This is a genomic window from Rhizobium sp. SG_E_25_P2 (assembly GCF_029892285.1).
Lineage (GTDB): Bacteria > Pseudomonadota > Alphaproteobacteria > Rhizobiales > Rhizobiaceae > Rhizobium_E.
In genome coordinates this window covers 1-14,425 of sequence record NZ_JARXVM010000007.1, presented here as the reverse complement: position 1 = coordinate 14,425, position 14,425 = coordinate 1, and the positions used below count along the sequence as shown (strand labels likewise).

General features: G+C 63.1%; 10 protein-coding genes and 1 tRNA gene. 4 read left to right on the top strand and 7 right to left on the bottom strand.

The genetic code is table 11. The features are described 5' to 3' along the window. The first annotated feature begins 60 nt into the window (after positions 1–60). Together M2360_RS11420 and M2360_RS11415 are read left to right on the top strand one after the other, a co-directional pair. Positions 61–219 (top strand): hypothetical protein, encoded by a 159-nt coding sequence (locus tag M2360_RS11420; RefSeq protein WP_280775259.1) that lies wholly within the window; start codon positions 61–63, stop codon positions 217–219. After that, the gene (locus M2360_RS11415; protein ID WP_280775258.1) at positions 216–1,634 is read left to right on the top strand and encodes a hypothetical protein; all 1,419 of its coding nucleotides are present in this window, start codon (positions 216–218) and stop codon (positions 1,632–1,634) included. The genes M2360_RS11420 and M2360_RS11415 overlap by 4 nt, the downstream gene beginning before the upstream one ends. Here the strand turns inward: M2360_RS11415 and M2360_RS11410 are convergent. Beyond that, entirely contained in the window at positions 1,615–2,871 is a 1,257-nt protein-coding gene (locus M2360_RS11410; protein WP_280775257.1) for a hypothetical protein, read from the bottom strand. The genes M2360_RS11415 and M2360_RS11410 overlap by 20 nt on opposite strands. 221 nt (positions 2,872–3,092) lie before the next feature. Here M2360_RS11410 and M2360_RS11405 point away from each other — a divergent pair, with 221 nt between their 5' ends. After that, positions 3,093–4,397 carry an NAD(P)-dependent oxidoreductase gene (locus M2360_RS11405; RefSeq protein ID WP_280775256.1) on the top strand — a complete coding sequence of 435 codons (1,305 nt, stop codon included), beginning with the start codon at positions 3,093–3,095 and terminating at the stop codon, positions 4,395–4,397. A gap of 524 nt (positions 4,398–4,921) precedes the next feature. Here M2360_RS11405 and M2360_RS11400 read toward each other — a convergent pair. From M2360_RS11400 to M2360_RS11375, 6 genes are all read right to left on the bottom strand, one after another. Further along, positions 4,922–6,070 (bottom strand): glycosyltransferase, encoded by a 1,149-nt coding sequence (locus M2360_RS11400; RefSeq protein ID WP_280775255.1) that lies wholly within the window; start codon positions 6,068–6,070, stop codon positions 4,922–4,924. Positions 6,071–6,109: 39 nt separating this feature from the next. Then, a complete protein-coding gene (locus tag M2360_RS11395) occupies positions 6,110–7,369 on the bottom strand; it encodes a glycosyltransferase (RefSeq protein WP_280775254.1) in 1,260 nt (419 codons plus the stop codon). 382 nt (positions 7,370–7,751) lie between these two features. Continuing rightward, the gene (locus M2360_RS11390) at positions 7,752–8,000 is read right to left on the bottom strand and encodes a DUF2188 domain-containing protein (protein ID WP_280775253.1); all 249 of its coding nucleotides are present in this window, start codon (positions 7,998–8,000) and stop codon (positions 7,752–7,754) included. A 24-nt stretch (positions 8,001–8,024) separates the two neighbouring features. Continuing rightward, a complete protein-coding gene (locus tag M2360_RS11385) occupies positions 8,025–8,504 on the bottom strand; it encodes a pyridoxamine 5'-phosphate oxidase family protein (protein ID WP_280775252.1) in 480 nt (159 codons plus the stop codon). 152 nt (positions 8,505–8,656) lie between these two features. Next, positions 8,657–12,712 (bottom strand): Ig-like domain-containing protein, encoded by a 4,056-nt coding sequence (locus M2360_RS11380; RefSeq protein WP_280775251.1) that lies wholly within the window; start codon positions 12,710–12,712, stop codon positions 8,657–8,659. 603 nt (positions 12,713–13,315) lie between these two features. Beyond that, a tRNA-Ile gene (locus tag M2360_RS11375) sits at positions 13,316–13,391 on the bottom strand. A 139-nt stretch (positions 13,392–13,530) separates the two neighbouring features. On the opposite strand from M2360_RS11375, the gene M2360_RS11370 reads away from it, so the two are divergent. Then, positions 13,531–14,277: an SIMPL domain-containing protein gene (locus tag M2360_RS11370; protein WP_280775250.1), complete on the top strand. Its 747-nt coding sequence runs from the start codon at positions 13,531–13,533 to the stop codon at positions 14,275–14,277. Positions 14,278–14,425 lie beyond the last annotated feature (148 nt).

Here is a 14,425-nt window from a genome sequence, read left to right as displayed (position 1 = left end):
TTTCATCCCCCACCGGAAACGCGGTCTTACACTGGAGCGGTCCAAACAGGAGACCGCATCATGATACTTGCATCGCTACTTTGCCTCTCGATCGGAAGAATCTCGCCGCCGGCGCGGCGTCATGCGCTCACCGGCCTTGGCGCCGATGGGCGCCGCGTCACGCTCACCTTCGCCGCCAATGCCGTGCGCACGCCGTTGTTCGGAAAGGTGTTCCAATGACCGGAGAAATCGAAACCGCTGATCTGCGCGCGCTCACCCATCTGATCGGCCATGACGCAGGGGGGCTGTTCGGCCGCGCGCCGATCGGCGCCTGCCTTGCTCCGCGATCGCCGAACCTTCTCGCCGTGATCGGCGACAGCACCGCCGAGCAGATTCATCTCGATTCCCAGCGACGCAATCGCTCGGCCTATAACCATGTCTTCCTCGGCGCCGCCATGGCCGGCTGCAGGGTTATCCTCACCGGTAATTTCGGCAAGTCGGGCGAAAGGACGGACCAGACGGCGGCGCGGCTGTCAGCCGCTCTGGCCTCGGGGGCCGGCACGCTTTACATTAGCGAGAGCATCAACAATTTCTCGCAGGCTCCCTATACGCATGCGGTCAGCGGCGCCGTTGTGACGCTGGCCGAGACTGGCGCGCAGGCCTTTGTCGACACGCTCGCCAAGATCGACGCCGCGCTCGCTTCCGGGCTCAAGGTCATCGTCGCGCTTTGCGGCGGCGCCAGCAATTTTTCCGCCGCCATGATCGGGCAGATGTGGATCTACAATCAGGCGCTCCGCAGGGCGGCGGAATTGAGGCCCAATCTGTGGCTTCTTGACATGCCGGCCCTGTTGCATGACGCTGCGTCGACGCCTGACACGCTTGCTTTCCGCTCCGGCTATCTGCACAGCGGCGACACGGTGCTGGCGCATGAGAGCGTCACCGGCGCCTATTTCGTCGCCAAAGCCTTTGCCGACATTCTCCGCGATGTCATGCGACCGCTGCCCCGCAGCCACATTTCCAGGGCGAACCAGCGCTCCGCCGACAATCGTCTGCAACTGGCGCTCAATCCGCTGTTCAACGCAATGTCCGGCAATGCCGGCGTGCTCGGCGCGGGCGGATCACTTGCAGCGGGAACCAGCGCCATGCCCTATGAATGGACGGCGGCGCGCAATTCCGGCGATACGACCACGGCGTTCCAGCTTGGTGTGGAAGCCAATGCGGATGGCGGCAACGATCTGGTGATCGCCTATAGCGTCAGCGTCGCCGGCGGCGGCGTGCGGGTCTATCAGGATCTCGCCGGCTCCTCGTCTTTCTGGCAGGCCGGCGATGTGCTGCAAGGCTTTGCGACGGTGGCGGTGGCGTCCGGTTCGACCGGGCTTGCCTGCGCGCGGCCCTATATCGAGATCAATGGCGTCAGCGGCGGCGTCAGCACCACGATCATGGCCTCGGGCGCAATGAGCGACACGGCGCATGGCGTCTTTCCCTCCACCGAAAGCTTCGTGCTCGAAGACGCCACCGAACCGATCGCCGTTCCCGTCTATGACACGAAGGGCTATCTCAGCTTCAAGGCGCTGGGTCTCACCTGCGCAGCGCCCGGTTCCGGCGTTGTCAGGCTCAGCATGCCGCATCTGGATGTCAGGTCGGCCCTGATCTGACCATGCCGGCGGGACCGGAGCGTGGCCGGGATTGCGCCGGCCGCGCTCCGGCGCGCGCAAAAACGCCGCTCAGCATATAGCCTGACATCATGGTCAGGAAACTGGGCGCATAGGCCTGCACCGTCAGCGCATAGAGATTGAACAGGATGACCAGGACGAGTTTGCCGCGCGAGGGTTCGCGGACGAGACCGATCATCGCCGCACCGACGAACACCAGATAGGCCGGACCAAACATCGCCAGACCCGTGAGATGGAAATTGTCGAGCGGCGCCAGCAGTCCCGCTTTGTCGCTGAACGCCATCGGCGAGGAGAAACAGCCCAGGCCGCAACCGGTCGCGAGCCCCACAGGATAGACGTCGGCGATTGTCAGGAAAGGGGCGGGCCAGGTGTTGGCCGCCCGGTCGGCGAGACTGGCCAATATCGGCGGGATGGTCTCCTTGTCGAGCGTCGAGACCAGCAGCATCAAGACCGGCGGCGCGAGGATCGTTCCGAATGACGCCAGAGCCACAAGACGCAGGACGGCATGGGCTCGAAACGCGGGAGCGGGCGACGCTGTCATCGGCCGGAGCGCGCAGAGAATGACGAAGACCGCCAGTCCGGTCTTGCTCGTCGTCAGCCACAGCGCGCCGCAGCAGAGCGGCGCAATGATCCAGAAAAGGGCGGATGGCAGGCGAGGCGCGATGAGCGCGCTCAGAAATACGATCATCGCCGCCGTCAGGGCGCTATCCCCGGAGAGACCGCCATATCGCTCCACACCCTGTTGCCACCAGCGCTTCACCGCCGCCTTGGATCCCGAAAAGCTCTGATAATCGGTTTCAGCCCAGGGGAAATCGACCAAGGGCTCGGCGAAAACCGACAGGCAGACCACCATCAGCAGGACCGCAAGGACGACGACGGTCACGGGGCTGTCATGCGCCGTCTGATTGAGGAAAAGCAGGCCCGAGAAGACGGGAAGGATCATCTTGATCGCCGCCAGCGCCATTTGCGGCTCGGCCTGCGTGAAATCCACGGCGACAGCGACGGAGAAAGCGAGGCCGGCGACGATAAGCATGCCGAAACTCTGGCGGCGCTGCGCTTGAACGACGATGAAGATCCCTGCGGCTCCAAGCGCGACGAGATCGGCTAAATACCACAAAAACCAAAGACCGAGATGATCAAGGCCGCTTCGAAGCGCGCCGGTGCAAGCGTCGCGGCAGGCGAACAGGATCAGGCCGAAGAGCGCGTAGTTGCGGATCATGACGCCCTGAGGACTTGCCGACCGCCGCAGCTGACGCGCGCGGGCGGAAAAGATTTGTTCACCACAACTCCGCATGCGGCGGCGTTGGAGGCCTCGAAAGAACCGAATGTTAATCGCCCCGCCCGTAGCGTCCTGCCGAACGCAGCGGACAATCGTTGCGCGAAGAGACTGGATTCGGGTGTCCGTCCGATCCGGTTGTCCCAGGAAGAGACGGCTGCGCCATGACCGAGACGACGAACAGATCCATTCCCGGACGCGAGGTTCATCCCGCCGGTAAGGCGGTGATCGTGTTTGGCGGCGCAGGCTTCATCGGCTCGCATCTGTTGCGGCGGCTGGCGTCGGAAGGCGTCGGCAAGCTTTATTCGATCGATATCCGCAATCCGAAGATCCGCGTGCCGGGCGTCAACTATGTGTTTGGCGATGTGCGCAATCTCGCCGCTTTTTCGGTGCCGGAGCCGGTCGGCGCCATTTACAATTTCGCCGCCGTCCACACCACGCCCGGTCACGCCAACCATGAATATTACGAGACCAATATTCAGGGCGCGACGGAGGTGACGGCCTATGCCCGACGCGCCGGCGTCGACTCCATCGTCTTCACCAGCTCGATTTCCGTCTATGGGCCGAGCGAGGATGTGAAGACCGAGGATACGTCGCCAGAGCCCGAAAGCGCTTATGGCTGGTCGAAATGGCTGGCGGAGGGCGTCCATCGCAGCTGGTTGTCGGAACAGCCGTCGCGACGGCTGATCATCGCCCGTCCCGCCGTGATTTTCGGCCATGCCGAAGGCGGCAATTTCACGCGTCTCGCCAAGCTGATGCGCGGCGGCCTGTTCGTCTATCCCGGTCGCAAGGATACGGTGAAGGCCTGCTTCTATGTCGAAGACCTTCTCGACGCGCTGTTTTACGCACGCTCCCTCAATGAGCGGTCGATCCTGTTCAACGCCGCCTATCCCGATCACTACACGATCGAAGAGATCGTCAGGACCTTTAAGGCCGCGCATTTCCCGCAGGCGCGCGAAGTCCTCGTGCCGCGCTGGGTGGTCATGACGGCCGCGCGTTTGCTGCGACCGCTGGCGCTGTTCAATCTCGGCATTCATCCCGACCGCGTGCTCAAGCTCGTCCGCTCGACCGATGTTCTGCCGCTCTGGCTTCTCAACCACGGCGCCGTGCGGCGCGGCATGCTGGCTTCCGCCTTCGAACGCTGGAGCGCCGACACGCTGGGCACGTTCGACAGTCTGGGCGTCGAGCATGTGGAGATGCTCAGGCGCGCGAAACAGGGGCAGGCCGTGCTTGCTCACGAAGCGGGCCAGGCTCCTGAGATGCAGCCTGCAGGCGCGTCCCAGGACGCGACCGGCGCTCGCGCGACGGTGTTCATGGATCAGCCGGGCGCCGGGCAGGGCGATGGTCAGAAAACCGGCTTCCGCCAGACGCAGACAGAAGTCGACATCCTCCATATAGAGGAAGAAGCCGGGATCCATTCCACCCACGGCGTCAAAAGCGCGGCGGCGAACAAGAAATCCGCCGCCTAGCGTCCAGCCAACGCAAAAGGGCCGCCCCGCCGCCCATTCCCGGCGCATGAGGTGGCGATCGATGCGGTCTCTGCACAGCGACCCGAGGCCCGGTAGGCGCCGGGCGGCGATATCGGCGAGGCTGTAGAAGCGACGTCCGGCGAATTGCCGCTCACCCTCCGGCGATTGGAGATCGAGGCCGACAGCGCCGATTTCCTTCCTTGTCCTCAGCATGTCGAGCGCGAGCGCCGGCGCGTTGTCGACAAACACCACATCGGCGTTGAGAATGAGAATATAGGGGGAGACGCTGGCCGTCGCCCCGGCGTTGACGCCCGCGCCGAAGCCGCCATTGCGCGCTGGCCGGACCAGTTGGCAGCCAGCGTCTGTTATTGCGGTGAGCGAGGCGTCCAGCGTCTCGCTGTGATCAACGACGATAATGTGGTCCCGACAGGCGACGTTGTGCTCGAAAAGCGAGCGGAGCAACCGCAAGCAGGCTTCGGTCGAGCGGTAGTTGACGATCACGACATCAAGGTCGGCAGGGGCGTTCATGTCATGCAGCTCCCGGAAATCGTCGCATGTCCTGGCCGGAGGCCGGGCTTTTCCAGATCCGTCAGGCGCGCCAGCAGCAGGTCGCGGGCCGGGAGGCTGGCGCGGTGAAGCCGGAAGGCATGATCCCGGCATTGCGCTGTCGCCGCGTCGCGGTCGGTTCGGCGTTGCGCAATGACGTGGGAGATCCGGTCGAGATCGGCGTCAAGGTCGAGCGTTAGCAGACATTCCGGCGAGCGGATGCGTTCCGGAATAGCGCCGAGCGGGGTCGCCAGCACATCCACACCGGCTGAGAGGGCTTCCAGCATCGTCAGCGGTTCCGCTTCGTCAGGCAGACACGATGGCAGCAGCAGGCAATCGAGCCTCTCGAAAAAGGCCGCTTTCTCAAGCTCGTCTCGCCAGCCCTGCACCACAACGCGACCGGGCCAACGTGCGGCGACAGCGGCGATGTCGGCGGCAATCCCTTCGTCATGGCGGTGGGCGGCCCCGGCTATGGCGATCCGCACGCTGTCATCTTTCAGCAGCAGGCGCTCGGCGAGCCTTACAAAGTAGCCGACGCCCTTGTGCTGCGTCCAGGCGCCGAGAAAGCCGATGGTGGTCGGCCCGCTTCGGCTCACGGGCGCCGGGGGCCGCGGCAGCAGAGCGGCGTTGGAGAGCGTGACCGGCAAGACGGCTCCCGGCGCGCCATAACGCGCGGCAAAGGCGGTCGCCATGGCTTCCGACAGCAGAATATGGGTCGCGTTCGGTCCGGCGGCGCGCGCCAGAGCGCGCCCAAGCCAGGTCGGCCGCGCCCGCAAGCCGCGATAGGAATGATGATGAAGAAAGAGGTGAGCGCCCGACAGGCGAAAAGCTGTCAGAGCGGCCAGCAGCAGCCAAGCGCCCCGTTGCCCGGGAAGCGACAGATAGACGCGATCGGTCGGCGAGCTCCTGAGCGCTGTTCCCAACAGGCTGAGCGCAGCCAGGACCTTTTGCCAAGCTGTCGCGCCGAGGCGAAAGCGAATGACCGTCGCCCGACTTTCGAGAAGCTGCAGCATTTTTCGGTTGGCGAGCACCTGGCCGTTGACCCGCCCGTCCACATTGGCCACGAACCACAGTCGGCTTTGCGCCGACGCGGCCCGCTGAAACGCGCCTCTTCCGTCCTTTCCCATGGCTGCCCCCGTTGTGTTCGCCCCCCGGCGTCTGCGCCGTCACCTCTGCCGCATAACGAGGCCGAGATCCGGCCTGCCGTCCCGCGCCGCTCGCCGGTTGCGGATGTCCTCCATGAAGTCGAGATAGGCTTCACCCAGCCGGTCCGGATCGAAACGGCGGCTGGCCTCGCGCGCGGCCGGGCGCATTGCGGCGAGTTGTTGCGGTCGTCGCGCCAATTCGATCAGCGCATCTCGCCAGGCGGCGGTGTCGCCGGGCGGCAGCAGCCGGCCATCGATCCCGTCCCGAACCAGTTCGGGCAGGCCGCCGGTGGAACTCGCCAGGATCGGGACGCCATGCCTGAGCGCGATGACTGCCGAGCCGGGCAGGTTTTCGGGCCACAGCGACGGCAGGCAGAGCGCATCGGCCTGATGAATCGTCTCGACAGCGTCCTGCAAGGGCAGCCAGCCGGTGAAATCAAGCCAGTCGCAATCGACAAAGGCGCGGCGAAGCGCGGTCTCCTCGCCGCCCGAGCCCACGAGGGTAAGTGTGAACTCGACCTCGCGCCTGGCAGCTTCAGCCGCCCGCAGCAGGCAGTGCACGCCCTTGGGCGCATCGAGCCGCCCGACATAGACGAAACGCGGCGCGGAAGACGATGTCCGCGGCTGCCGCGGTTCGGGATAGGCGTTGACATTGGCGATGACGCGGGCCGGTCGGTCGCCGAGCGCGCCCGCCGCCGCCAGACGCTTTAGATTGGCTTGGGACGGCGAGACATAGCCGAGGCGCGGTATCAGACAGAGCGCCGCCTGTTTGTATGCGGAGGACAGCCGGCATTCCACACAGGGCGCGACGCAGGCCCGACCCTGGCGAAACATCGTGGCGCGCAGGCATGCCAGTGCGAGATCGGGCAGGACGTAAAGCGTGGGAATATCGCGCGTGGCCAGCGCCGAAACGATCCTGTGACCGAGTCCGATCAGCGAATGCAGCGTCACAATGTCGGGTCGCACGGCGTCGAGAACGTTGTCCAGGATTCGCCGATTGCGTGGGTCGATGTGATCCTGGAGATGCCAGAGCGGCTTGAGCCAGCGAGACACGCCGCGCCCCTGACGGTGAATGGAATAGGGCCGGGGAAAGTGAAAGCGGTATAGCGTCACGCCATCACGGCGCTCCCCCCGAATTTCGTCAGACACGCCTTTCGCCGCAGTGAGCACGACGACGTCATGTCCTTTGCCGATCAGCCATTGCGCCAGGCCATGGGCCGACAGTTCGGCTCCGCCTTGCGCGTAAGGTGGGAAAAGCGGTGACAGCATGAGGACGCGCATGGGATTTTCTCCTCGGTGGCCATATGGCGCTGGTCTGCGGGCAACGCGCGCCCGCAGTTGCCGCCATGCGGCTTATGACTCTCCATGAATTGCATCAGCGAAGGCGCGACAATACCTTCCCGCCCGGGCCCCGGGCGGAAGAACGCGAAGTCTTCAATATCAGTCGATAGGCGCAAAGAAGGCGCATGCGGGTATTGTCGGCAAACTATAGTTGCCGTTCAGCGCCTCATGGGCGCATTGTTCCGGAGTTTTCGAATGATTTACAATTCTAAGTAAGCGCAGAATTGTCCGTTGCGCAAGTGGAATCTTCAACCAGCGGCAACGACCGCCCCGAGGGGCGGTCCAGGTCTTGCGGATGGTTGTCGGGTGGCGAAGCTTACGATCAGGCTTTGGCGTCGCGCACGACGGCTTCGGGCCGATCGCCGCCATCGGCATGTTCCTGGTGCCAGTGGCCGCGCGAATCCTGATAGGAAATTTCGGCGGATTCTCCACCGACCTGATGTTCGAGCGCGACCAGTCGCGCCGCAGCCAGCGCCGATGCGTGATCCGGAAACGTCTCTGAATAGACGTCGCCAAGCTGATAGGCCCATCCGCCGTCATGTTCGACGATGTTGTAGGATATGGTCGTCACGATCGGCTCTCCTGTGTTCGGCGCTTACATCGACACCTGGGCGTTATCGCCCATGTCGGGTTTGCTGTTGGAGACGGCGGCGGCGGCCATTTTGATATAGCTGATCACCGTGCCGGGACTATCCCAATATTCGGCGAAAGCCGGGGTGACCTTGAGGATGCGGATCGACGGATCATCGGGGCTGTCCCACCAGGCCTTGGCCGGTGTGGCCCAGAGTTCGCGGATGCGGTCACGATCGTTCAGCACTTCGGCCGTGCCGGAAAGCGACACATATTTCTGGCCCTTGGTATCGGCGAAGGCCAGGCAGACATGCGGGTAGCGGGCGATTTCGTCGTCCTTGTGGCTGGCGACGTCGGTGAGGAAATAGATCGCATTGTCGATCTGTTCGGAGTAGGCGCTCATGGGGCGAGCGCGCATGTCGTCGCCGATTTTGGTCACCATCATGCAGAAGCCGATCTTGTCGATCAACGACCAGACCTTTTCCGTGTCATCCAATTCGGCCATGATATTTCCTTTCCTGAGTGAACGGGAAAGGAACGGGGGGAGGCGTCAGAAGGTTCCCAAATCGGCAGGCGTCGACGCCTTGACACAGTCGCCGAATAGAAAACCCCGCCGGCGGCCGGCGGGGTCTGATGGCCATGTCAGGATTGTCGATCTCAGAAGTCGAAGTGATCGGCCGTCAGGGCCTTGAGCCTGACGTTCATCAGCGTCAACACGTCGCCGTCGCCGAGATCGATCACGGCATTCGCGCCCTTCTGGAACATGTGGTCTGCCTTGAGGTCGGCGAAGCTGTCGACCACGTCGGAGCTGCCGAGATCGATGATGTCATGCGCTTTTCCAGCCGCCGCGAAATCGGTGATCTTGTCCTTGCCGTAGCCATCGCCGAAGACGAAGGTGTCGGCGCCGCCCTTGCCGGTCAGCGTATCCCTGCCGCCCTTGCCGTCCAGCGTATCGGCGAAGTCGGTGCCGATGAGCTTGTTGGCCTTGGAGGTGCCGGTGAAGACGTCGCGCACTTCCTTGACATTGATGGTCAGGACATTCTCGGTCGGATCGGTGTCGGCGCCGCCATTGTCGCGTCCGCCATTGTCGATCACCTGGAAGCCGATCTCGCCGAGGCCGTTGCCGGCATCGTTCTCATCCGGGGTCCAGACCAGCTTCGACAATTTGCTTGCCTCGATGGTCTGTCCGGCCTTGACGGCCTTGCCGGCCAGCATGAGTTCGCCCGAGCCCGGCAGAGTGGTGATCATGACGCCGGTGAACTTGTCGCCTTCGACATCGCTGAAGCCAAAATTCGCCGCGTTCAGCTTGAAGCTCGTGTCCTCCTTGACGGTCACGGTCTTGTCGGCTCCCGACGGCGCATCATTGACCGCCCCGACATCGAACGTGATGGTGTAGCTGTCTTCCGAGGATGCGCCTTCATCGTCAGCGACGGTGAATTCGAAACTCGCCAGTTCGTCGCCATTGGCGTTGGCGTCCGGCGTCCAGGCGAGATCGCCGAGATCGTCAGCCGAGATGTCGTCGCCTTCGCTGACGGCTTCGCCGTTCAGGGTCAGCGAGCCGTTCTCCGGCAGCACCTCGATGGTGATCGACTCCAGCATGTCGCTGTCGATGTCGTTGAAGGCGAAATCGGAGGCAGAGAACGCCAGCGTCGTGTCTTCGAGCGTGGTCAGCGTCTTGTTGGCGCTGGTGGGCGCATCATTGACGGCTTCGACGTCGAAGGTGATCACATAGGTCTCTTCGGAGCTCGAGCCGGCGTCGTCGGTGACCGAGAATTCGAGTTCGGCCAGGTTTTCACCATTGGCGTTGGCCTCGGGCGTCCAGACGAGGTCGCCGAGATCTTCGACGGCGATTTCGTCGCCTTCGCCGACGGCTTCGCCATTCAAGGTCAGCGAACCGTGTTCCGGCAGGGCTTCGATCATCACCGAAGCGAGGCTGTCGCCATCGTCGTCATTGAAGCCGAAGTCTTCCTCGGAGAAGGCGTGGCTTCCATCCTCGAGCACCGAGATGACGCTGTCGGAGCCGGTCGGCGCGGCATTGTCGCTCTCATAGACCGCATAGAACCTGCGGCTATAGACGTCGGTCGTGCTTTCGCTGCCGAATTCACGCCAGACGACCATGAAGCCGTCATCGGTCGCCGTGATCTGCGGCTCCATCTGGTCGGACGTCGCATCGGCCGTGATCGAGAAGGACGAGCCGTCGACCGTGCCATCGGCATTGTAGACCTGGCCGAACACGCCGCGGCCCGAACTGTCGCTCTGGGTCCAGACGATGATGAAATCGCCGTTCGGCAAGCCCAGCACATCGGGCTGCATCACCGACCAGTCGTTGCGGGCGCCGCCGAGATTGGACGAAACGGTGATTTCGGGGCCGCGTTCCGTGCCGTCAGCGTTGTAGGCCTGCGCGAAGACGCCCGTGGCGATCGAGCCGGAGGACTGCTGATTGGCCCAGGTGACCACATAGCCGCCATCGGCAAGGCCGGTGACCTGGCTGTCGACGGCGCCCTTGCCGCTGACGGCATGGCTGTGTTCGGAGCCGATCTTGGCGCCCGTGTCGTCGAACATCTGCGAATAGACCACGCCCGAGGTCATGTCGCCATTGACCTGCGTCCAGGAGACGACATAGCCGCCATTGGCGAGCATGGCGATGTTCGGCGCAGCCTGATTGCCCGCAGTCGTGGTGTTGACGGCGGTTTCCACGCCGATCTTCGAGCCGTCGGCATTGTAGAGTTGCTGATAGATGCCGGCGCCGTCGTCGCCGTCCTGGGAAAGGCTGGCCCAGGCGATGACATAGCTGCCATCGGCAAGAACAGAAATGGTCGATCCGGCCTGAGCGGAGGTCGTTGTCGTGTTCACCAGGGTTTCGACGCCGTTCTTCGTCCCATCGGCGTTGTAGACCTGTTTGTAGACGCCATAATCGTTGGCGTCCCAGCCGGTATAGGTGACGATCCAGCCGCCGTCCGACAGGGCCGCGACTTTCGAAAGAAGCTGGCGGGCATAGGTCATCGTGTTGACCTGGGTCTGCGAGCCCAGCGTCGAGCCGTCGGCGTTATAGGCCTGCTGGAAGATGCCGGAGTCGTTGCCGTCATTGGGATCGGTCCAGGTGACCACCCAGCCGCCGTCGGCGAGCATGGTGATCTGGGCATCGGACTGGTCGCCCGGGATGGTTGTGTTCACCCGGACTTCGTCGCCGCCTTCATAACCGATGGGATCTTCCATTTCCTCGACATCAAAGGTGATGGTGTTCGAGACGTCGGAGGACTTGCCCTTGGTGTCGGCGACGGTGAATGTGAAGCTGGCGAGGCCTTCGCCGCTGGCGTCGACAGCCGGCGTCCACACCAGCGCTTCGATATCGGCGGCGGCGATCACCTGACCCGCCGTCACCGCGACGCCATTCAGCGTCAGCGAACCGGATTCGGGCAGGCTGTCGATGGTGACCGATCCCAAGCCGTCGCCATCCGGATCGGCAAAGCCGAAATCCTCGACCGAGAAGTAGTAAGCCTCGTCTTCGAAGGCAAACAGGGTCGTATCCGCGCCGGTCGGCGCGTTGTTCGCCGGGCTGAAGGTGCGGACATACACATCGGTGGTGCTTTCCCCACCAAATTCGCGCCAGACGACCTTGAAGCCGCCGTCGCCGGTGGAGACGATCTGCGGCTCCATCTGGTCGGAGGTCGCATCGGCGGTGACCGTGAAGGACGCGCCGTCGACCGTGCCATCTGCATTGTAGACCTGGCCGAACACGCCGCGGCCCGAACTGTCGCTCTGGGTCCAGACGACGATGAAATCGCCGTTCGGCAGTCCCAGCACGTCGGGCTGCATCACCGCCCAGTCGTTGCGGGCGCCGCCGAGATTTGACGAAACGGTGATTTCCGCGCCGCGCTCGGTTCCGTCGGCATTATAGGCCTGCGCATAGACGCCGGTGGCGATGGAGCCGGAGGATTGCTGATTGGCCCAGGTCACGACATAGCCGCCATCGGCAAGGCCCGTCACCTGGCTGTCGACGGCGCCCTTGCCGCTGACCGCATGGCTGTGTTCTGAGCCGATCTTGGCGCCGCTGCCGTCGAATATCTGCGAATAGACCACGCCAGAGGTCATGTCGCCATTGACCTGCGTCCAGGAGACGACATAGCCGCCATTGGCAAGCACGGCGATATTCGGCGCAGCCTGATTGCCCGCAGTCGTGGTGTTGACGGCGGTTTCCACGCCGATCTTGGAACCGTCGGCATTGTAAAGCTGCTGATAGATGCCGGCGCCGCCGTCATTTTCGTCCTGGGAAAGGCTGGCCCAGGCGATGACATAGCTGCCATCGGCAAGAACAGAAATGGTCGATCCGGCCTGAGCGGAGGTCGTTGTCGTGTTCACCAGGGTTTCGACGCCGTTCTTCGTCCCATCGGCGTTGTAGACCTGTTTGTAGACGCCATAATCGTTGGCGTCCCAGCCGGTATAGGTGACGATCCAGCCGCCGTCCGACAGGGCCGCGACTTTCGAAAGAAGCTGGCGGGCATAGGTCATCGTGTTGACCTGGGTCTGCGAGCCCAGCGTCGAGCCGTCGGCGTTATAGGCCTGCTGGAAGATGCCGGAGTCGTTGCCGTCATTGGGATCGGTCCAGGTAACCACCCAGCCGCCGTCCTTCAACATGGTGATTTGCGCGTCCGACTGATCGCCGGCAATTGTGGTGTTTACCCGCGTTTCCGCGCCGCCCTCATAGATCGTCATGTCATGCCCCTTAAAAAGGATTGATTATTTCCAAGACCGCAAAGCGATAATTTTTGGTAACCATTTTCTCCAAAATCTTTCATGACCATTTTTGGGTATGCCCCTAAAAATCCGTAGGAAACGGACCACGACGGCAGGGACTCGGTAAATTTTCGGAGTATTAGACGTCGTTACGCAAGCGGTTGTAATCGCGACGGTTTTTTCGCGCGTTCCCAGGCGTCGCCAGGGTTGTCCGGGTCGCGAATCGCCATGACGCCATCCGGAAATCGGTTCCTGCCGGAACAAAATTCCGCCCGGGCAGCCGGCAAAGATGTCCCAAATCGAGACGCCGTCTTGCGCCTTGATGGTGGGCCTCGCAAAGCAATGATGCTGACACCGCGCGCCTGGCTCTCACCCGCCGTCGAATTCGGCTGGCGCAACCCGATCCATGACCGCAGCGCGTTCAAGCCGGAAAAACATCGACAAATAGGCGCAGTCCCTCAAGCAGATCATCGATGTCGGCTCTGAAATACGCACGCCACAGGCGGCCCGCAAACTGCGCCGCTGACAAAACTCGCGGTCCAATGAGACCAATTGCGGAAAAACAACGTCAAAAGATTGAAATGGTGGGCCCGGAGGGACTCGAACCCCCAACCAAGCGGTTATGAGCCGCCGGCTCTAACCATTGAGCTACAGGCCCTTGCCGGGTGGTTACGGCGGTGCAATGGTTTGCCTTACGAGCCTGCGTCTAGCGGAAATTTTGCGATGGGGCAAGCGGCGTCGCAAAAGCTGCACAATCTGAGCGCAAGCAGAAACAGTTTTAAAAATACGGAGGAAACATGCCGCGTCTTTCCATGAAAATTCTGAGCTTCGCCGCTTTCGGCGCGCTTGCCGTCGCGCCCGTTCTACCGGCCGTCGCCTTCGCGCAAGAGGCGTTTGCCAATCGGCCGTTGATTTCGGTCACCGGCGAAGCCACGGCCTCGCTCGCGCCCGATATGGCGCTCGTCAACCTGGCCGTTGTCAGGACCGAGGTCACGGCGCGCGCTGCGTTGGACGGCTCCAACAAGGCGATGGCGGATGTGCTGGCGGCGATGAAGCAGGCGGGCGTGGCGGAGAGGGACCTGCAGACCTCCGGCTTCTTTATCCAGCCGCAATATGATTATTCCAGCGACAATGACGGCAAGCCGCCGAAACTCCTGGGTTATCAGGTCGGCAATACGCTCACGGTCAGGCTCCGCGATCTCTCCAAGCTCGGCGGGCTGCTCGATACGGCCGTCACGCTCGGCGTCAATCAGGGCGGCGATATCCGTTTCCTCAACGACAAGCCGGAAGCGGCGATCGACACGGCGCGCGCCGAGGCCGTTCGCGACGCGCTGGCGAAAGCCAAGATCCTGGCCGACGCCGCCGGCGTGGCGCTGGGCGACGTGCTCGAGATCGCCGACAACGCCTCAATCGCCGAACCCGTCCCTATGGCGCGCATGTCCATGGCCGCCAAGGAAAGCGCCGACGCCGTGCCGGTGGCGACCGGTGAGAACAGCTACCGGGCGAGCGTGTCGGTGAAGATCGCCATCAAGCCGAAACCGTAAGACCTGGGCGGGCGGCTCAAGCATTTCCAGCCGAAGCGAGATCGCTTCGGCGCTAGAGCGTGTCTCAGCTTATCCGCCTCATTCTGTTGGTCCAAACCGGGATGATCCGCAAGGAGAAGGGCGCAGGTCGTAGCTGATGCTACGGCCA